General features: G+C 39.3%; 21 protein-coding genes. 7 read left to right on the top strand and 14 right to left on the bottom strand.

Going from position 1 to position 18,916, the window contains the following annotated elements:
- The first annotated feature begins 209 nt into the window (after window positions 1-209).
- Window positions 210-485 (top strand): hypothetical protein, encoded by a 276-nt coding sequence (locus HYG93_RS10565; protein WP_372658877.1) that lies wholly within the window; start codon window positions 210-212, stop codon window positions 483-485.
- A 195-nt stretch (window positions 486-680) separates the two neighbouring features.
- On the opposite strand, the gene HYG93_RS10560 is transcribed toward HYG93_RS10565, so the two are convergent.
- Window positions 681-974: a hypothetical protein gene (locus HYG93_RS10560; RefSeq protein WP_005005987.1), complete on the bottom strand. Its 294-nt coding sequence runs from the start codon at window positions 972-974 to the stop codon at window positions 681-683.
- A gap of 220 nt (window positions 975-1,194) precedes the next feature.
- Here HYG93_RS10560 and HYG93_RS10555 point away from each other — a divergent pair, with 220 nt between their 5' ends.
- The 5 genes from HYG93_RS10555 (at window position 1,195) to HYG93_RS10535 (ending at window position 4,337) form a co-directional block, all read left to right on the top strand.
- Window positions 1,195-1,602 (top strand): hypothetical protein, encoded by a 408-nt coding sequence (locus HYG93_RS10555; protein ID WP_005005986.1) that lies wholly within the window; start codon window positions 1,195-1,197, stop codon window positions 1,600-1,602.
- Between the two features lie 65 nt (window positions 1,603-1,667).
- A complete protein-coding gene (locus HYG93_RS10550) occupies window positions 1,668-2,138 on the top strand; it encodes a hypothetical protein (protein ID WP_005005983.1) in 471 nt (156 codons plus the stop codon).
- Window positions 2,139-2,149: 11 nt separating this feature from the next.
- Window positions 2,150-3,100, top strand: coding sequence for a hypothetical protein (locus tag HYG93_RS10545; RefSeq protein ID WP_005005981.1), 951 nt, complete (start codon window positions 2,150-2,152; stop codon window positions 3,098-3,100).
- A gap of 531 nt (window positions 3,101-3,631) precedes the next feature.
- The gene (locus HYG93_RS10540; protein ID WP_024160774.1) at window positions 3,632-3,946 is read left to right on the top strand and encodes a hypothetical protein; all 315 of its coding nucleotides are present in this window, start codon (window positions 3,632-3,634) and stop codon (window positions 3,944-3,946) included.
- A gap of 13 nt (window positions 3,947-3,959) precedes the next feature.
- Complete coding sequence (locus HYG93_RS10535) at window positions 3,960-4,337, top strand: hypothetical protein (protein WP_024160775.1); 378 nt, start codon at window positions 3,960-3,962, stop codon at window positions 4,335-4,337.
- 55 nt (window positions 4,338-4,392) lie between these two features.
- Here HYG93_RS10535 and HYG93_RS10530 read toward each other — a convergent pair whose 3' ends face one another.
- The 9 genes from HYG93_RS10530 to HYG93_RS10490 all read right to left on the bottom strand — a co-directional run bounded on the left by HYG93_RS10530 (window position 4,393) and on the right by HYG93_RS10490 (window position 9,961).
- Complete coding sequence (locus HYG93_RS10530; protein ID WP_024160941.1) at window positions 4,393-5,379, bottom strand: hypothetical protein; 987 nt, start codon at window positions 5,377-5,379, stop codon at window positions 4,393-4,395.
- Window positions 5,380-5,517: 138 nt separating this feature from the next.
- Window positions 5,518-6,027 (bottom strand): hypothetical protein, encoded by a 510-nt coding sequence (locus HYG93_RS10525; RefSeq protein ID WP_005005975.1) that lies wholly within the window; start codon window positions 6,025-6,027, stop codon window positions 5,518-5,520.
- 276 nt (window positions 6,028-6,303) lie between these two features.
- Window positions 6,304-6,756, bottom strand: a complete 453-nt coding sequence (locus tag HYG93_RS10520) for a hypothetical protein (protein WP_033917408.1) — start codon at window positions 6,754-6,756, stop codon at window positions 6,304-6,306.
- Window positions 6,757-6,761: 5 nt separating this feature from the next.
- Window positions 6,762-7,181: a hypothetical protein gene (locus HYG93_RS10515; RefSeq protein ID WP_000145713.1), complete on the bottom strand. Its 420-nt coding sequence runs from the start codon at window positions 7,179-7,181 to the stop codon at window positions 6,762-6,764.
- Window positions 7,182-7,190: 9 nt separating this feature from the next.
- Entirely contained in the window at window positions 7,191-7,562 is a 372-nt protein-coding gene (locus HYG93_RS10510) for a hypothetical protein (RefSeq protein WP_005005929.1), read from the bottom strand.
- Window positions 7,559-8,101, bottom strand: a complete 543-nt coding sequence (locus tag HYG93_RS10505; RefSeq protein ID WP_005005928.1) for a hypothetical protein — start codon at window positions 8,099-8,101, stop codon at window positions 7,559-7,561. The genes HYG93_RS10510 and HYG93_RS10505 overlap by 4 nt, the downstream gene beginning before the upstream one ends.
- On the bottom strand, window positions 8,094-8,600 hold the full coding sequence (locus tag HYG93_RS10500) for a hypothetical protein (RefSeq protein ID WP_005005926.1): 507 nt from the start codon (window positions 8,598-8,600) through the stop codon (window positions 8,094-8,096). Before HYG93_RS10500 ends, HYG93_RS10505 begins: the two co-directional genes overlap by 8 nt.
- A 12-nt stretch (window positions 8,601-8,612) precedes the next feature.
- Window positions 8,613-9,701 carry a DUF6685 family protein gene (locus HYG93_RS10495; RefSeq protein ID WP_042892355.1) on the bottom strand — a complete coding sequence of 363 codons (1,089 nt, stop codon included), beginning with the start codon at window positions 9,699-9,701 and terminating at the stop codon, window positions 8,613-8,615.
- A gap of 86 nt (window positions 9,702-9,787) precedes the next feature.
- Entirely contained in the window at window positions 9,788-9,961 is a 174-nt protein-coding gene (locus HYG93_RS10490) for a hypothetical protein (RefSeq protein ID WP_165382508.1), read from the bottom strand.
- 409 nt (window positions 9,962-10,370) lie between these two features.
- On the opposite strand from HYG93_RS10490, the gene HYG93_RS10485 reads away from it, so the two are divergent.
- Complete coding sequence (locus HYG93_RS10485; RefSeq protein WP_178962463.1) at window positions 10,371-10,556, top strand: hypothetical protein; 186 nt, start codon at window positions 10,371-10,373, stop codon at window positions 10,554-10,556.
- A 40-nt stretch (window positions 10,557-10,596) separates the two neighbouring features.
- Here the strand turns inward: HYG93_RS10485 and HYG93_RS10480 are convergent, their stop codons facing one another.
- The 4 genes from HYG93_RS10480 to HYG93_RS10465 form a co-directional block, all read right to left on the bottom strand.
- On the bottom strand, window positions 10,597-13,389 hold the full coding sequence (locus HYG93_RS10480) for a hypothetical protein (protein WP_005005919.1): 2,793 nt from the start codon (window positions 13,387-13,389) through the stop codon (window positions 10,597-10,599).
- A 122-nt stretch (window positions 13,390-13,511) separates the two neighbouring features.
- Entirely contained in the window at window positions 13,512-16,694 is a 3,183-nt protein-coding gene (locus HYG93_RS10475) for a hypothetical protein (protein WP_005028612.1), read from the bottom strand.
- A 61-nt stretch (window positions 16,695-16,755) separates the two neighbouring features.
- Complete coding sequence (locus HYG93_RS10470; RefSeq protein ID WP_005028615.1) at window positions 16,756-17,955, bottom strand: hypothetical protein; 1,200 nt, start codon at window positions 17,953-17,955, stop codon at window positions 16,756-16,758.
- A gap of 10 nt (window positions 17,956-17,965) precedes the next feature.
- A complete protein-coding gene (locus HYG93_RS10465; protein ID WP_005005914.1) occupies window positions 17,966-18,853 on the bottom strand; it encodes an HNH endonuclease in 888 nt (295 codons plus the stop codon).
- Window positions 18,854-18,916: the final 63 nt, after the last annotated feature.

Here is an 18,916-nt window from a genome sequence, read left to right as displayed (position 1 = left end):
CAAGCAAAAAATGGACAATGCCTATCCAAAATTGGAAATCTGCTATGAACCGCTTTAGTATCATGTTTGAAGAGCGTGTAACCAAGTATTTTTAAAACTGTATTTACACAGAATTATTTACACCCTCAACCAATCTTGGTGCTGGTATTAACCCGTGCGTGATCATTCATCACAATAGCTACCATTCTTATTGCAGACGAGATAATTTAGTGGAAGAAGTACGCTTTATAGCAAGGCAGTTATTTGGCAAGCCTTTAGACCACACTAGATTAGATAAACTCAGGTTAGATCGTGGTATCTGGCATAGCATTGATGATAATTTATTACGCATTAAGATCTACGAAAACGGTAACTGTCATATCTTGTTTAATCAATGCGTAGTTGATCGCATTAACCAGGTATTAAACCTGTTATATCCGAATCAAATTGGCATAGATCCAAATGTAAAACACAAATGCCGTGCGTATGATGAACCCATTTTATAAAGCTCATTAAAAAACCATCAATTGTTATTGTGGTTTTTTTTTAGATATATACGGTACTAATTTTGCGATCGTGCCACTGGTGAACATACACTGACCATATCACTATGGATACTTGGGATAAATCATATCCCTTAAAGGCAGATTTAAATTTAGACTCCATTTTTCGGAGCTGCATTCTCTTATCACGAGATGGCTCTAATTCAATATCCCCAATGAATTGAGAATTGCAATAAGATCTTGTTCAGGTGTATCAGCAAGCACCGTCACGTTATAGCCACCGCTAAACTGGTGTAATTCAGCACAGTACTCAACATCAGACGCCGTGAGTACCAATTCAACATCAAAATATTGAATCACTTTAAGCACCTGGTACTTTGCTTTAAAGAATCCGTTGTTTTCAGCTAACTTCATCGCTTCAGCAATGGTGATGTTTTCAAGCACAAGACGGTCTTGAGCTGGTTCATCTTCATATGTTTTAAAACTTAACAATTTAATTAAACTTAATTAATTAACTAATTGCTCGTTAAATTATTCTTAATGCATTACGGCGATACGGCTAATAGAAAAATCATATTAGTACGCAAGCGATGTTTTTTAATTGATTAAAAAAGATTGAAAATCTTATTTTTCGAGAAAAGTTTGCCAGGTTGTGTTTTCCCATAAAATGAAACTATCAAAAGCAGAAAGCTTAAAACTTGGAGTGAACAGCATGTCAAATTTAAACGCTCAATCAGTACAGTTACAAGGCACTTTATACATCGGTTTCCCTAAAACTTTTAGCGGTGCTCACATGGAAACATTGTTTGATGAAATCTCAGATTACATCGACAACAACTGTGATTTAACCCTTGCGGATCTTCAAGCGGATAGTGACTATGCTCAACTTCAATTTCAACAGCACATGCCGACATTGGCTGATAAAACAAATTTCTTCTTCATGGACGTTGAAATCTACGTTGCAACATTAAAAGAAAACTTTGGTCATACATCAGTACTCGACCAAGTTACCTCAGTAAATATCTTTGGCAAAAACCTTGAAGACATTTGCACGTTAATGGCTCAAAACGGCTACGCATACGACCGTATAGAAGATTGTTGGTCACGCGAACTTTCTTAATTCAATTCACCCATACGCACGGATAACGTGCGTATGCCACTGAATCACATTTGAGGATATAAACCATGCAAAACCTAATTACAGCGCATTGCGAGCTAACCATCAAACATGATGAAAAACAGCAAAAAAATGTCGGGCCTGTTGTTGTGACGTTTGGGGCGATCTTTACTGCTGAGTCGGTGAATGAACTGTTTTGCGCTATATGCCAAGACGGAATCAGATTTAAAGCAATCTATAACCCCGACAATATGTATTTTTTACGCCATGAGCTAAGCCCAATTGCTGATTTGTCAGTTAAGACAGACCAAGACGGCAACATTATTGTCAGTGTGATTGCATCCACTAGCCCATATTTTGAGATCAAAGTACTAAAAAATGGTTTTACCAACTCAGACACCTTAAATAGTTCTGCGATTCGCACGTTGGTTCGCAACCATCAAAGCCCATTCCAAGAGCAAATTTCTGACTACTTTGAAACAGACCAAATTTTTAAAACCATGCAAGCAATTTTTGCACACACGTATTTAAGCCGATAAGGAACTTCACCATGACGACCGCTACTGCTACCGCTGAAAAGACCGTGTTCAAACGTGAAACGTTGGAGCTGAAGAACATCCATGTTTACACCCAAAACGACCGCATTAACCAAAAGAGTCGCGTTGGCGACCGTGCATACGACAATGGATTAGTGAAAGACATCCTGTTCAGCCCTATGCTTTGGGCTACCCCTGAATTTTCATCTAGCTATGTTACTCAGATTCAAATTAAAGGCACACGCATTTATGATTCACTTTGCAGTTATACTGGCGTTCGCACCTATTTTTATAAGTTGTCAGACAGTGAGTTTGGGTGCATGTATCAAAAACGTCCGTACCCACAAAACGACTTTCTCTTAATTTTTGCAAACTTAACGCAAATGTTTAACGATGCAGTTTGTTACTTTGGAAACAACAGTAATAAAAACGCTTTTAAAAGTCTAGATTTTGACATCGAATGCGGTGTTTCACGGTTCAATTTACAGCAACGCTTATTAGAGTTTTATAAGAAGTCTAAACGCCAATTGACCATCAGTGAAACAACAAGCGGGATGCTTGGTGACTCGAATCTTCGCTATAACATCTTTGTTCGCAACCAACCAAAATTGGACAAACACGGCAAGCCGTTAAAATGCACCAAAAAACTCATTAAGCTGTACAAAGAGCGTGGCACAGTTGCGATCTATGGCGGTGACTGCATTTCACCACTCAAGCTCGTTAAACACCAACAAATCAAGCTAGAGAGCGAAAATGGCAAGTTTTCATATACGACTGACTTCATCACGTTGTACTCAGTAGAACAAGACATGTACACCTTATATATTCCCTATTCAGTACTTAATGAAAGCTACGGAACAACTAATAAATTTTATGGTTTGCATCTCACCCAAGAAGAAGCAGAAAAAACCATCCCGAAATTATTAGAACGTACTCAAAAGTATTTAAACCATAAAAAAGGTTAATACCCTTGCGTTGATCAGCTAATTGATCAACTGCTGGCTTTATAAACGCAAACGATGTTTTTTTAATTGATTAAAATAATCCAAAACTTAATTTTGATAATTCAGCACCCATAATTCTACTAATGCATTTCCATCAAGCCTTAATTCAAACCATATTCAATTAACAATGAATTAACACCACTACGGCGTTATTTCTTAAATGTGGTATATGGCTTTACCCACCCCCTACTCGTCTATGGCTAATTGTTCCAGTGTCAGTCAAAAAATGAAATATAATTCATTCTCAAAAATGAGAATCTGTTCACAAATGGGAACGCGAAGCAGCCTTAATTTTAAAAATACCAGTTCATCTAGACTAAATTTGAGTAAGTCTGATTAATATTGAATAAAAAACCTAAGTTTTTCGCCGTATGTTTTAATCTTCAAGGGTTTAACTTTAATGAAATTTTTTTAAATAAACTAATTTAGTGGATTTTGACCGTTATAATGGTTTTATCTCGAGGCATATTGCCTTAAACTTGGAGCCGTGTGATGTTAAAACTATCTAGTATCTTTTCTCATGAAGCTAGGATTGAATCCCTTGTTATTCAATTTGAAGCCGATTATCAAACTGCACTAAAGCAAGGTTTAGATATTTACTTTGGCGTTGGCTATGCAACTAATGAGGATAGTCAATCTATACAGGCGTATCTTGTGAAAGATAAGGAGATTTATAAAAAGCATTACTGGAGTTGGGAATACCCAAGAACACCACACAAAATTGAAAAAACTAAAGCTGAGCACCGCCATTGGTTAAACCTAGCTGATGTACGAAACGCTGCGCTCGAGGCGAATATTACAAAATAAAAAGGTAATCTAAATGATAAAAAAAAGTGTGGGTTTTGAACGTGCTTCTGATGTTCAAGCCATCGTTTACTCAGTAAAAGATGGATCTGCAGTTTTTGTCGTACCAAATGGCTTTGTGGTGCTGGAGGTTCCATTGTCACAAACTCAAGCCGAGTACTTCAAGATGTATGAGAAGTCACCTAATGTATTTGTGTTGTACGGTAAGGCAAAATTCCATTACGTGTGTGATTGTGAAGTTGAACTGGTTGGCTTTAGTATAGAAAAATCTAAGCTAACAAATCAATTGGTCAATCCAAGCTTATTTAGCCACATTGATAAACCTGCAGTCAGTATAGATTGCATCTATGATGATATGTCTGCACCAACTATAAGCCCTGGCTTTTATTGTTAATTAGCTGGTATAAAAGATGCCCGAAATTCGGGCTTTTAATTTGTCTGAAGACAAGTTATTTCAACTCGCACGGCGCTTTAATTCTGATGTTATTTGCCCAAGAATAAACATCCGAACCTTTTTGTGGGAAAGGCTGACTCTTAGAATACTGCAACCAACACACCGAATTATGGGTTGGATCTTGTGCCTTACGTTTTTCACGTAATTTAATCAGGCTTTCTCTTAACGCTGCAGTATCGTATTTTGGATCAAGTGACATAAAACCTACCGCAAACAGATCCGCATAAGATTCTCGCCATAGTTGCGTTTTACCGCTACTTTCAGCCGTTACAAAGGTAGATACATCATCCATCTTTACTTTGGACCGATCAGACGGCGCAATTGAATTTAATGCTTTAAGTGGCTGGCCAAGTTCACCAGGCACATCGGTCGCACGATCTAAACAGTGAGATAACTCGTGCGCTAATATCAGCATTTCCCAATCGTTGTAGCTTACATCGGTTTTTGCTTCTTTATACATGGTGTTCATGCTGGTTTTAGACATATTCACCAGGCAATATCCTGTACTAGATCTTAATGAAGCTGGAGAAGCTTGCGGTATATCTAAGGAAGTTAAAGCCCAACTTTCGTTAAAGTCACCTAACACAAGTGGCGCGTTGTAGTTTTCCTTGGCAAACTTTTGTAGTTGATTGAAGTTACTACCCGGTACCATCGCAGCAATATGGTCATGGTTGAACTGTTTCTTTTCTAGCGTTTTGAAACACCATATAAAACCATATGACAGTAGAAACATTAGGAGTGGAACAACAGCAACAGAGAGCATAAGTAGCTTAAAGTTTTCGTCTAGTCGCTTGGTTCGGTCTTTGGTCTTAATATAAGGTGTTGCCAAGCACCAGCTGAGCACTACTGTCATCAATATTAAAATAACAAGAAAAGTCATGGTGTAGCCAACTGGTTCAATAAACGTAAAGGCAATCCACGCATAACAAGTTAGGACGGTTAAGGTCCACAAAATGATGTTTAAAATGATTTTTGTTTTCACGCAGTTAGCATCCCTAATCTATAAAAATAAATGTGGCCCATTAAACGGGCCATATTGAGTCTGTTCTCTTCATCATCGCCAATGTGGTCGATATAAATAATTAACAAATCATCAAAGCTAAAAACTTTTCTTAAAAATTTAAGTTGGCTGCACACCAGGATAATCGTTGTAGTTGCCATCAATAAATTGATTGGTCGATTTACTGACATCATACCAAATCGGCATGCATTTCGACTTGTCACTTTGATCGATGGCCATGTATGGAAGTCCTAATTCGTTTTGAATCAATTCAGCACCCATAAATGGCTCAAGAACCTTCATAGGAATGGAAAACAAACACTCAACATACCCATTATCATGAATGACCTTCCGACTGGCTTTAGAAGCACTGTCAAAGCGCAATGCATTCCACAAGTGAGAAGCTTCATTGATGGTATGTGGTTGTTTTAGGTAATTAGGATTTTCAGACGCATAGATCGACAGTGTATTCACATCAATCATCAGCTTAAGTACACCTGAACCGACCATATGTTCAATCGGTATATACAGCATGATAGCGCCGTATCCTAAGCTTCGTTTTTTAGCATCTGGATGTTCACCAATACCACCAATAACGCTATGAATAAGAATAGGTAGAGTTGTGTTCATTTTATAAACCTTTCAATAGTTTTGTAGCTCTTTATACATTTGATACCGCGTATAGCAGATATATAACACGGCGATGTTAATAGAGATTGCATGAAGAATGATGATCAGGTTGGCACCCGATAATTCATCATATAAGGGCGAATAAAACGCATAAACGACTGAGAGTTCAGACATTAAAATCCAAAAAAAGCGGATAGAGGGGATATATTTAAAAGCTTCACTTTTTGCTTAATTTGTTTTTGCTGACTCATATTTCTCACCATTAGATTACAGCCATTAATATTGATTAATGACTTCATCCATCACATAAATTGAGTAGTTGTACTGGTCTAAGCGATATTTGCTTTCTTCAGTATGTTCACTGGCCAATGCTTGTAGTTGAGTTTCGTTCATGGAAGAAGCATAGCGGTTACGGATTGATTTAAGCTGGCTCAATTCTAAACGTCCAGTACTCTTGGTCAGATTGCTGACAGTTGTGAATAGATCCTGGTCATATTCTTGCAATTCACCATACAGCCAAGCAAGGTGTTCTGCATTGATGTATGGGTTATTTTTTTCATAGTAGTTTTTCAGTTTGAATAAACTCAAACCACATATGAACACAGCAACTATAAGGCTAATGACAAGCCCCTCACCGAGTTTAAGTAGGTATAGGAATATAAAGATACTAATCACGCCAATGGCAATAGAGATATATCGCATGGTTTGATTTTGGAACATTTCTAACATGGGCATTACTCACTTTTTGTAATGTTGTTTTGATAAAGATGGTCTATTTGAGCGATGGCAAGTTTCATGCGTTCCGTGGTGCAAGTCAGGTCGTCATCAAAACGATGGTTGAATTCAACAATCCCCTGTTCTTCCATGTCTTGCATTTCACGCTTAGCATTACTTAAGCCTTTTTCTATACCAACCAGATTCAAGTTAAAGAAGTCTTCTAGTAGCTTTTCACTCTCAATGATTTGTTTGAGCTCAGTAACATAGACTTCAGTTTTCTTTTTGCTGATTTCCGCAGCCATCGCATAACGAAAGTTGCCGTTTACAACAACAGTTTTGAGATCTGGTGAATATTCGTTGTATTCACTTGGAATTCGACTAACGGACTGGACGGCGTGACTCCAGCCATACTTCTGAAAATATTCAATTCCCGTCATGGTATATACCTACGATTGTTCTTTTTTAAGTTCAATAACAGCCAATAACGCTTTGTTTTGGCGTTCCAATTCATATTGTTTTTGGCGGTCTACATTTTGGCGATCGAAAAGTTCTCTAATCTGCTGTTTGTAGTGGTTGTCATAGTACGAATAGGCTTTACGTTCTGCTTTTCTACGTGCAATGCGAACTTTGGGATGCCAGTTGAATTCTTTGTCGTCTGCATAACCCCTCATGAACTCAACCAGTTTGCTATCACCACGCATTTTACAAACCTTAATGAAGCCCATTTCTAAAACTGTAATTGGCGCACGGCGCGGATCTCCAAACTCCCAACGCCGTTTAATCCCAAAGCCACACATCTCTATTTGAACCGTAATCATGGTTTAACCTTTATCAAATGTTTGAGCTTCTGGATCTTCGACATTAAATCTGGACCATCACTTTCATGGTAAACAAGGTGTTCATTAACGAATGTGATAAAAGCATCCAATTCAGTTTGAATCGTTGCCAATTGATTGCGTAACCACTGGCATGTGGCTTCATCTTGTTTTATCGCCGTTTCAAGCAATCCTCTCGCATGTTCATAGGCATTTGCCTCACCTTGCGCCACCATATCTGCAGATGATTTCCAATCGCCCCATTTCTTATTCCAAAAGTCATCGAGCAACTGCAGTAATTTTTCCACTTCCAATTGGTCATCGCTGATGGCTGGTGTTTGCATTTGATAGATAGATTTTTTAGTTTCTACTTCACTTTGCATCCAACCATCACGAAAAGCTTCCCATTTCGCCTGATGCACCCAAGAAGAATAATTGCCACTGGCCAACAGACTACCGACCACGCCGTATCTATTTTCAAAAGCGCTACGAGCTTCAATTTCTGAAGCAATGTTTTCATTAGTATTTTGCGTATCAATCATGCTGACTATCCCCATGAAGCAAAGGCACTTGTAATGAGATTTTTGTTTCCTTCATCTCATGAAGTTTTTGAATCGCACGTTCTGGATCTATCACCCATGCATCAAAGAGAAGTTGAGTGACAAAAGAAAACTTCTCACCAACTTTGCGGAACGGTGCGCCGTGGCTATTCAGGAATTGTTCAAACACAAGATATTGCTGTTCGATGGCCTGGTTAAGTTCAAACAGGTCAATACAGCCCTCTAGCAAGTTGTACTCACCTGAAGCATTCGGCATAAACATCCATTTACGCTCATGGGTTAAGCCATCTACATGTAGGTAGGCATGTTTGTTGAGACTAGTCCACTCAGGTTTCATCATGACGTAGGTGTTGTACTCGTCATCTTCAAGATAGTTGTAGTGGGTAGCATCAACGGGTTTCTTTGCTAAAACAGAAATGGCCTGTTCAAGTGTCAGACCGAGAATGAGTGCATGTGGTGTAGTTGATGATTGGTGATCCATATTCCCTACCCCTTAGATTGTCGGGCTAGTCGGTTTAGGACCACTCAAACAAACTTCGTTTTGAACGTGATTGTAGATCTCAGCCAAGTGAGGGCGTGTGCTAAAAAATTGATCTTTTGATGTATCAGAGAGGTTAGCACTCATGATGGTGAGTAGTGCTTCATTTTTGAATTGCGCTTGAACCGCCGTCTTTAATGCACCATTCAATGAAGCATGCAGATTGTTGAATAGCGAAATAACACGGGCATTCTGATCATTCTTTTTGAAGAAGATAAAATTAACTTCACGTTCACGGAAAAACACCAGCTGATATTCAAGCCCTGATTCTGATAAATCATTCCCCATATCAATCAATGCATCATCTGGTACGGCGAACGCAGCGTATTTTGAATCAAAGTTTTGAAGTGCTTTATTTGAGATTAGATTCAAACTTACTTTGCCTTGAATCGGCACACATTGGCTCAGTTTCTTAGCCAAGTAATGTGCAGCAGCCATGTGATGTGATCCACCAGCATTTTGAACAAAAATCTTAGGACTCCAGCCATAGATAAAAAATTGATCAGTGGTTGTATCTGGAGAGTTCAATAAACGGATTTCTGGCCATAACAACATTCGATCTAAATTTTCCATACTCACATCACTAATGTAATCAGGGCATGCGTTTTTTACAAAATCATCAATGCTACGGTACTGGCTTAAATCCGACTTGGAATTTGAGAAGCCCCCAATTTCAGATAGGTCAAGTAAGCATGGTGTTTCAAGATGAATGATTTCTGCAAAAATCGGATTAAATACTTCAGCCAATTCTTCAGCAAAGGTAGAGATGTAGAACGGCTTATGATTTTGCGTATCTTGACCAAGGTAGCTGATGGAATCGTTATCTTTGGCATGTGGATTCAAAACAATGTTTTTGCCTGGTACAAAATTAGTAGGAGATATACCAGTCATACAAAGAGAATCTTTGATTTGATGAAAAGGGAAAACATCGGTCATGGCGATGCTGTCAGAATTGACTAAACGGGTATCAATAAAGGGTTTTAACTTGAGATTCTTATAAAGCTTATGTTTTGCTGAAAATACCGAAAGTAAAGTATCTAACATTTTAAGCACTCCATTGATTAATGCTTTATTAAAACTAATAAAGATATATTAATACAGAAAGTGCTTATAAGTATTTTTTTGGAAAATTAATTTAAGAATTGCGGTTGAGTGGTATTAGTTGCAAGTGGTTGTACGGCGTTGTTATCGACAGACTTTGAGTACTGTTGCACTTCAACAATTCGCACACCTTTAACGTGTAAACGTGTTTTATAGTCAGTCATTGCAAGTGTTTGTAAGTCGTCTAGCTGTTCTTTAGTCATTGCCTATATCCTGTATATTGGATGTGATTTAAGGGCAATTTAATTGATGTATTAAGGATTGTAAAGGGTAAAACACAGTTCATTAAACTTTTTATGAAATGGTATATACCGATTAAGCCTAAAACAAAACAAGGTTTTAAGAAGTGGTTTAGTTATGTTTAAGAATACGCACGTTAAAACTAAGTTATTATATTAAAATGCATCTAAACTAGGGTTAAAACCAAACTGGATGCCAATATGTGTTCAAACATTGAATCTTACGCCGTGAACCTATCCAATGTACCTAAAGCTATCTCTTGCTTGAATATGTATGACTTTCAAACGTTAGCACTAGGACCAACCTATTTACCCCGATTTATCACTTGCAGATCGCCACATTCCATATACGGCGCTATTGGTTGCATTTGATGTGAATGCGTCTGAAAAGTTTCGCTTAATCGAAATGATGGTGCCTGAAGCCATTCCGCTGTCGCAGTTGTTGTTATTGGCCATATTCAATGAAACGCCGTATAAGAGCGAATATGAAATAGTCCAATACATGCCGAGTGATGAATTAAGGCGTATTAAGTACAAACAGCTCACCCAAAAAAACTAAAGGCTGGATAACCAGCCTTATGTCTTCTACATGGATGCGTTTAGTCATCCTTTTTTTTGATTGTAATGCCTGATCGTAATGAAGCTGAAGAACCTTTTGAACCAAGTATCACCAACAATTTTTCAAAAGTAACGCATTCGTGCGAGAACGGGTTTTTCATCAAAGCTTTTTCAAACTTAGCTGCATACTGTTGTTCTACGAATTCCATTTCATTTTTAGTGCTATGTGAGATGGCTTGATCAAGACTGGCTTTGTTTTCCGCAATGTATTGTGTCTGATCTTCAGGTTTTACATGGCGTGGTATCTGAACAAGCTGATATTCAGTAATTGGCGCAACGGTTAAGTCATATCCTGTTAGGATCTCTTTCAATTCATCATAGTAGCTGTCTAGGTTCATTGGTGTGATAACGGCGCGAGTCACAGTTTCAACATCACTTTCCTGTTGAGCCTGTTCAGGTTCGCTTATACGTTCACCATAGATATTAAATTCAGCATCAAGATCCGCATTGTTGTAAGCACCAGCTTGTACTTGAGGTGAAATGTCAGAATCTTTACCGAAGTACTGGAACTGTTTTCGCTTCTCAATAATCTGGTCTTTAATGTTTGCTTCTTTTTGTGCTGAAACAATACTTTCACGGTGTTTTTGTTCTTTGGAGATTTCACCTTTCGCCGTGGACGAAGACATTACTGTTCTTTGACCAGGTGCCATCCCTTCAGGTGTGATGGATTCAAGACGTCTTGCTTCAAGAATCTGATGTACAAAATCTTGAGTAAAGTCTTTTACCGTGTTGTTGTTTTCGTACAAGGTGTTATTGAGCTTTCTGCAGATCTCAAAATCACCAAGCGCCGTGACATTGGCAGATGAATTGTTGTCTGTCAGTAGCGTGTGTTTTTCCTCAATCTCATGAATGAAGTCTTCAATTTTTAAAGTAGGATCGTAGATTTCAGATTTTTGGATATTGAAGATTGGGCAAAGGTCATTTAAGCGTAAGTACTTGGGTTGATCACCAGCCACATAGAACGCCAACATTGATACGATTTTAACGTCTGAAGTTTTACCACCTTCCCCTTTAGTTGATATGAGCAAGGTAAATTCGCCGTTGTGCTGTCCGGCAATTTGTTCAATTGTCACACGTTTTTCTTTGGCGAACTGGACTTCTGTTTGTGGTACCGAACGGTTGAATACTAGACCTTGATACATATTGATTGAGTTAACTTTACCTTGCCACTCTTCACCAGCAAAACCATCAACCAATTTGTATGTTGTACTTTCAGCACCCGAAGTAGTACGTCCAATGGCTTTAACGGTCGTGTTACCCCATGTAGCAGCTGCTTCCTCTTTAGATCCACGTTCAATATCTTCAAATGTTTGAGCACCGAACGTAATAGAGAAGTTAAGCGAACGTGCCTGAGCTGGTAAAACCGAAGCACCGACAATAACGATGTAGCCCCATTCGTCCAAAAATAGCTTAAATGAAGTAGAGGCGTTGGTTGGTCGTGCGTCAATAATGGCACGGCGTAAACCTTCCATTTTGTTACCAAGGGAACCAGCCATCATTTGTTTAATTGAGCCAATGATTAATTTTCCGAGCATTTTGAGTGAGTCTGGTGAACGCTCAAGAGCTGGTAATGGCACAGTTAAGATACGGCGGTTAAGTACAACGTCAAAAATATCAATATCACCGCCATGCTCTACACCAAAGATGTGACCATAGTTAAACGTCAAGTCGTTAATCGCCTTGGTTAACTGCATGGTGATATAACCGTGTTGCTCACGGGTTTTGGTTTCTTGTTTCTTTAACTTTTTAGGGTTGCTTGAATAACCAGGTAATGAAACGAGGTAGCCTTGAAGCTGTTCAGCCACACGTTCAAAGTCAATCCCGTATTTATCGTTATGACAAAATACCAATTCTTCAAGTGCTTCAAGTTCCATGTATTGCGTGAATACTTTTGGTGAAAGCTGAATGAAGCCATTGTCACGTAGATAGACCAAAACTCGTGTAAGTGCAGCGATAAAGGCCATCGCACGACCTTTCCACATGTCACCACCGCCACCGCCTGAGTCATCAAGCAAGTTGATCAAGAATTCAATCAACATCCCTGAGCTGGTGTTGCTCATTTGGTTCATTGAGTTGGTCATCTTGTCGGTTTGTGCACGTAGCATGTTACGACCTGAGGTAATGAAGTTGATCGTTAATAGATCCTCATTACGCCCAAAGCGGTTACATAAACGATAGTGGTCTTGTTGAGCCTTGGTATCACCTTTTGCGTCTACAAAGATATAACCTGAGTTTTGTACGTACTGGTTGGCACAGTTACCTAGCATGTATTCTGTTTTACCCGAACCCGTAGTACCTAACACAATTTGATGTGTACGGTCATCGGAGTTGGATGCATAAACAGGTAGACCAGTTTCACGGCAACGACCAAGGTAAGTCACACCCTCACCTTGTAGCTTATCGCGATTGGTACGTGCGTATTCCAAAAAGGCTTTTGGATTGTCCAGTACGTCATCTTTTACGCGTGATGTAATGTCAGTTGACGCATCCAGTGAGTTTGAATGCAACGGCGCACGGAATGGCCACTCAAAAAAGTAATCATTCGGATGTGTGTAGCGTTTTAATAGGTAATACGCGATCCCTATAAATATCTCACCGCCAAACGGAACAACAAACAAAATAACTGCAATAGCACCAAGAACGCCAACCAAATAATTAGCGCCGTCTGGCGCTGTAAGTTTTAAATGGATTTTCTCTAAGCCTGATCGTGTATCACGCTTAAGCGAACTAGGTCTGAACTTTGTTTGTGTGCCGTATTTTTGTGTAGAAGCCATACTTTGCGACCTACTCTTTTATCTTCAGGATAATAGGCAAAGTCGTTGTTTAACGACCTTACCCATATCCAAGCACTTCAATGTATATACCAATTAACGCAAATCTATATAGCTGATTGGAGTTAAGAAGAAACAGCTTCAGACTTACGTTGGTTCAGTAATTTTTTCTTCATGTTTTGCTCAAGTTCATAGCGTTGATATTCAACAACCATCTCTTGTGCCATGGTAGAAATCACTGAAGCAGTTGCTTTGTTTTCGTCAAAGTCCGTGCCTTTATTTTTGGCATTTTTCTCAATCATGGTACGCCGTGTCTTAATCTGGTTCTTCGCACCTTTTGGATAGAATTGTGCAAGGACCTTCAACGCCTTACCACGTTCACCGATAAGGTCATACGTGTAGTTACGGAGCGCACGTTCATCGGGATGTGTACTGAGTGACCATAAAAGGATTGGACCAAGTGAAACGGTATATAAGCCCGAACATTCCATTTTTTCGAGTTTAATTTTACTGAAGTACGTTAAGCCTTGATCTGAGAAACCTACGTTACCTGAACCAAGCGCATCCATTTCTAGTTGAGTTAGACCGATGCTGTCACGAATAGCTTCACGAGATTCGCGTGTACCAGGATCGACAATCACATACGCCGTAGCAAAGCCCACCAAGTCTTTAAAGTCTTCTACTTTGTGAGATGCCAAGTTAAGACGAGCACCCCATTTACGCAATGTACGTGCGTCTTCAGCCAATTCTTCTAATAGGATTGGATCGCCTTTCGCAACGTGCAATTCGTCATAAGACATAATTTTGCGGTCTTCAAGAAGCTCATTAATCAGTTGGGTTGCATATTCACGATAAGCTTGTGGGAATTTTGGAATATCGTCACGGCTCACGGCGAACTTACGTTTAATGAACATCCGTACAATCTGGAAGAATAGCGATGTAGTTTTAGGATCTGATGATGTCGCAACTTCGTTTAAGTCGATAGAAGCTACACGAGCGTTACCAATGTCAAAGTTGGTGTGATAGAAGAATGCTGGATAGGTATTTTGTGCAGCCATAATCTGATGCGCCAAAAAGTCCAGTGCTCGTTCATTATCAATATGAACATCACTCCAAACATCTAAAATTGATGAATCAGAAAGTGTTTCAATCATATCGCCAATAGTCGGCATTGCGTAACGGTGAGCCAACGTGCGTCCACGGATCTCATTCATTGAATGGAAAAGATCACGTAGAGCGTAATAAGAAATATCCTTACCTTGTTCAGAATGTGGCTCAATCAGTCCGTGTTTTTCCATGATGCGATCTAGTTCTGGATCTGCAAAGCGCATGTACTTACGTGCTTTATGATCAGCATTCGTATCATCAGCAAAATAGAATGTACGGCGTAGGACCGCACCAATAACGTCAGAAGTGTTTTTGGCTGGTTGCCCTTTCAATTCAGGCGGTGTTACCAATGAACTTAAAAACGCTGTCATTTGACGCATTTCGTAGTTCAACGGGTAGCGTAAGCCCATACTGAATTCAAGCGGATTAATCGCTTCTTCTTTTGAGTTTTTAATACGCTTATAGATGGCATAGTGACGTAGCTCTTCAGGCAATGAATCTTGCACTGTTTCTACTAACCCACGGCTTGACTCACCCACATCGACAATATAGGTCAACGGGATACGTTCGTTACCAGGCATCATGATGTCCTCAAGCATGCCTTTGTTCATTGTGACCGATTTACCCGTACCCGGTTTACCAATGTTAATAGTCGTCCATACAGTCACTTCATTTGAGAACGAATCAAGAATAATCAGTTTACCGTCTAAGGTTTTGTTGAGCTGATGCCCTTTATGGAATGGTGAGTTAATACGTGTCAGCGGTAACATGTAGAACACATCAAACAACGGTGCTGGTGAAATAGGTGCGTGATTACGTACCATCAAGCCCGGTATATGTGATGCCCAAGTCAAAATAGGATCGCCAGCCTGTTCCATGACTTTTGCACCGCCCCACGCTTCAAAACTCTTCCAAAGCTTTTGGCGCCGTCCTACAAGAATGTTTACACCATCTTCGGTATTCGGTGCCCATGTCATCATGGTCATTTGCAGACCAGCAACAGTGTCTACTTGATCTAGGTCATTTTTAGTGGCCATCAAAATGTTACCAGCATTACGAATGGCTTTGTTTTGTGCCGTCATAAAGTGAATAACGCTTGATAACGTGCGTTTCATCATGGTTCCAGCCATACCATCACCAGTAATACAGTAACTCACCGCATATGGGATAGAACGGATGTTACCGTTAGTGTCGTGCGTTTTGGCCTGGTGTAGTAAGCGGAATAGCGTTTCAAACGTATTCGTCTTAGCTGGATATATATCTACCATCAATGGCGCATATACAACGCCGTCAGTGATAACACTTCCCACTGGATAGAATGAACCTTGACTTGTACCAGGTAAGATCGCATTCGTCATGAGTTGTTCTGAGATCGGTTGATACAAAACGTGTGACGCATCATGTTCTGATGGTATTTCTTTCCAACGCATCGGTAAGCGTGTATTCAACATCGGCACAGACAAGGTGAAGTCATCTGAAGTTGAATGTGAGGCAATTTGTTTTTTAATCGTTAGACCAGCTTCAATAACATTCAATACTTCATAGATTGCTGGAAATTCTTCAGTTGAGAGTGAGTTTAAGAATTGTGAGACAAAAGACTCATGGTGTACGTATAAGCTGTCCGATGATTTAAGCATGTCTTGAGCATTGACCGTACTTGGCATTGTAATTTGCGACAGTAGCTTTTTACGGTTTTTTGAGTCTTGAGCTTTATCGATTGGCGATAGTAAGGTTGGCTCAGAGATTAAAGCGATATAACAGCTTTCGTTAAATACACCGCCTGAAATGGTTTCTGTCATTTCATCAATGATGATGTCTAGATTCATCGCACAACGCGCCGTGGTCGCCTTTTGCATGGCGTTCAAGTCATGAATGGCGTATGGCGTCTCATGGTCTACTTTGAACGCTAGATGAATCGTATGTCCACGGTCTTTGAAGTAGTTACGCATGTTGCTCGTCATCAAACCAATTTGACGGCTGAATGCATCACCACTAATTAAACTCTTAATCCCCTTATATTCGATGATCGTAATCATTGCACCAGTTTTTGTGACAAACGTATGTTCGTCCGATACTGTTTCTAAATCGCAATAATCCTCTACGTCAGCTTTCATGCTTTGTAGGAATAACATCAATATAATTTCAATCTTGGAGTAACCAGTCTTATTATAACCAGACTTCTCAGCTTTCTTCTTACTCATTTAAACACCTTTATTAATTCACCTTTCTACGTCTATCTTTGATTAGACATGTCTTTAAGCATTAAGCACTAAAAAACGGTAATTCTCTTAAAACGTTAATCGCACTGTCGAAATCCTTTTTTTGAATTGCGACCTCAAGACTTTTAACAGAGGGTTTTAAGCTTGTATCTAAAACCAACCTTAATAAAAGCTCATAGAAGGTACTGTTAAAAGGGATATTATCATTTTTTGAATTAGTAAATACATCAGTTTTAACGGTTTCGTCCTCTTTTAATTCGACATACTTCTTAAAACTATTTAGGTCAAACACTAAACCCTTATTAAGCAGTTGCCAAAACGCCGTTTCTAAAACCTCTTGGCTTTCCCCTAAAGTACCCACCTTGAAGTTTAAGGAACCTGTATTTTTAAGTTGGAAGTGAACCTTATCAAGCTCTATGTAGATCTCTTTGTTCTGGTATAAGCCCTGTTCGTGGAAAACTTTAGACACCGATAGCTTTAAGTTTTGGTATATACAAAAAGATTGCAGCGAACTCATTTTTAAGTTGCCCGTATCTATCTGGTTTGTCGCATCTTCTACGGACGTTGGTAGGTGTATCATCGGAAAGTAGCGTGTCAGTTCTTCAGACAGTTTCTTTTGTTCCAAAACGCTTATAATTGATAATGGATTGTCAAATCCAAAGTTGGTGCTCAGTAATTTCTTATGCTTCACACTCACACTTTGCTTAACCTGTATTTCAACGTCTAAGCCACTCAGCGCCGTTATTTTGTTTAGGTGTACCAAAGTGTCATCCAACAGCAAACAATCGCTGTTAACGGGGATATTCATCAACAGTAGCGCTTTAATCAGTGGATCTTGAAAATGCCCCGTTGTGTCTTCACCAGTTGTTGTCTGATTCCCTATCGCTATATGTACAACATGGAGTAGCAATAGCGTGTTAGATGTATGGCCAGTGTCCCGTGTCGTTGGTATATACAAATCGTTCAGGAAGTTGAAAGCCTCAGTACCTATAACGCATAAGCGAAATATCGATAGCTGATCGTGCGTTTCCTTTGGTAGTGCATCTATCCCAAGTTCCCAATATTTGTAGATGTATGGACCAATAAATGAGTATTCATCATTCAATATGTCCGTCTCAAATACGCTATCCAATACCGCTATATCATTCACTATGTCAGGCTTAAATGGCTGTAACACTATGCCCGATATAACCTCTTCTAAGCTCATATCTATGTATTCGGTATCTGCTAAGCATTCTGTCATTTTTGTGAGCTCACTTATCACCCAAACCCTTAAATACATCTAGTGTTTGGTAGTACTCATACTGCTCGTCAGTAAAGATATTCGGGGAAAATACTATGTAGTGGTTTGGCAGATTAAAGCTCTCGTATGCTTCGTCTGATACCTTTTCCAAAGCTTTTGCGAGTTGATACAAAGAAAAGTTTTTGTTCTCTTTGATGGCATTCAAATACCACTCTTTGTACTTGCGGAGCTGGTCTACGTAATCAACGTTCGCTACCAACATATCTTCTTGCTTGGCTTCTTCATATTCAGCCATTGTGTTGAACTTAATGTCCGTGAAGTACAGTTGGGTATCAATGCTTTGGGCTCGTGTCTTAATCGCATTAAACGCCTGTATATCCTCAAACATATTACGTGCGTATTCTGCTTCAGACATCTTTGTAGGATTAGGGCGTTGATGGCGCTTTAACGGCTCTACAAGCAAGCTTTGGCGATGTCGCCGTGCGAACTTAGCAAGCTCAGGATCTTGGTTGTCAGACTTATGCGATAACACCAGTAATGAACGTTGATATTGATTAAAGATCTCTTGAGGTATGTTCGTACTCAATACGCATATTTCAGCTTTCTTTTCCAGTGATAGTGCAAAGATGTGGTTTTGTGCATGGCATAGCGTACAGACCGCTACAATGTTCTCAGCCGTATGATTGCTATGATCGCCGTCTAAGTGATGTGGCTCTAAAAAGTATTCGTCATAGAAATCACAAAAGTAGCATTTAGCTGGTTGTGAAGACATTATTTGCTTTATTGTCTCATTGGTTTTAAAACCATCATGGATAGTTTTATCTTGACGTATCTCTTGCTTGTCGTTTACGCCGTTAATAGGTCTTAAAATACCAAACTTACGGTTTATATGTTTCACTTAAACCCCTTAATACTATTAAGTAAGGTCTAATTAAAACATGTATATACTATTTTTAAAATA

Origin of the sequence: Acinetobacter sp. SwsAc6 (genome assembly GCF_013391565.1) — a bacterium.
Lineage (GTDB): Bacteria > Pseudomonadota > Gammaproteobacteria > Pseudomonadales > Moraxellaceae > Acinetobacter > Acinetobacter cumulans.
This window is presented reverse-complemented; position numbering and strand designations above follow the sequence as displayed.

Excerpts from the sequence above, each read along its gene's own strand:
- HYG93_RS10480 (WP_005005919.1), bottom strand. The coding sequence starts at position 13,389 with ATGGCTTCTACACAAAAATACGGCACACAAACAAAGTTCAGACCTAGT.
- HYG93_RS10475 (WP_005028612.1), bottom strand. The coding sequence starts at position 16,694 with ATGAGTAAGAAGAAAGCTGAGAAGTCTGGTTATAATAAGACTGGTTAC.
- HYG93_RS10515 (WP_000145713.1), bottom strand. The coding sequence starts at position 7,181 with ATGACGGGAATTGAATATTTTCAGAAGTATGGCTGGAGTCACGCCGTC.
- HYG93_RS10550 (WP_005005983.1), top strand. The coding sequence starts at position 1,668 with ATGCAAAACCTAATTACAGCGCATTGCGAGCTAACCATCAAACATGAT.
- HYG93_RS10520 (WP_033917408.1), bottom strand. The coding sequence starts at position 6,756 with ATGTTAGAAATGTTCCAAAATCAAACCATGCGATATATCTCTATTGCC.
- HYG93_RS10535 (WP_024160775.1), top strand. The coding sequence starts at position 3,960 with ATGATAAAAAAAAGTGTGGGTTTTGAACGTGCTTCTGATGTTCAAGCC.
- HYG93_RS10505 (WP_005005928.1), bottom strand. The coding sequence starts at position 8,101 with ATGATTGATACGCAAAATACTAATGAAAACATTGCTTCAGAAATTGAA.
- HYG93_RS10490 (WP_165382508.1), bottom strand. The coding sequence starts at position 9,961 with ATGACTAAAGAACAGCTAGACGACTTACAAACACTTGCAATGACTGAC.
- HYG93_RS10540 (WP_024160774.1), top strand. The coding sequence starts at position 3,632 with ATGTTAAAACTATCTAGTATCTTTTCTCATGAAGCTAGGATTGAATCC.
- HYG93_RS10545 (WP_005005981.1), top strand. The coding sequence starts at position 2,150 with ATGACGACCGCTACTGCTACCGCTGAAAAGACCGTGTTCAAACGTGAA.
- HYG93_RS10500 (WP_005005926.1), bottom strand. The coding sequence starts at position 8,600 with ATGGATCACCAATCATCAACTACACCACATGCACTCATTCTCGGTCTG.
- HYG93_RS10525 (WP_005005975.1), bottom strand. The coding sequence starts at position 6,027 with ATGAACACAACTCTACCTATTCTTATTCATAGCGTTATTGGTGGTATT.
- HYG93_RS10510 (WP_005005929.1), bottom strand. The coding sequence starts at position 7,562 with ATGATTACGGTTCAAATAGAGATGTGTGGCTTTGGGATTAAACGGCGT.
- HYG93_RS10495 (WP_042892355.1), bottom strand. The coding sequence starts at position 9,701 with ATGTTAGATACTTTACTTTCGGTATTTTCAGCAAAACATAAGCTTTAT.
- HYG93_RS10470 (WP_005028615.1), bottom strand. The coding sequence starts at position 17,955 with ATGACAGAATGCTTAGCAGATACCGAATACATAGATATGAGCTTAGAA.
- HYG93_RS10555 (WP_005005986.1), top strand. The coding sequence starts at position 1,195 with ATGTCAAATTTAAACGCTCAATCAGTACAGTTACAAGGCACTTTATAC.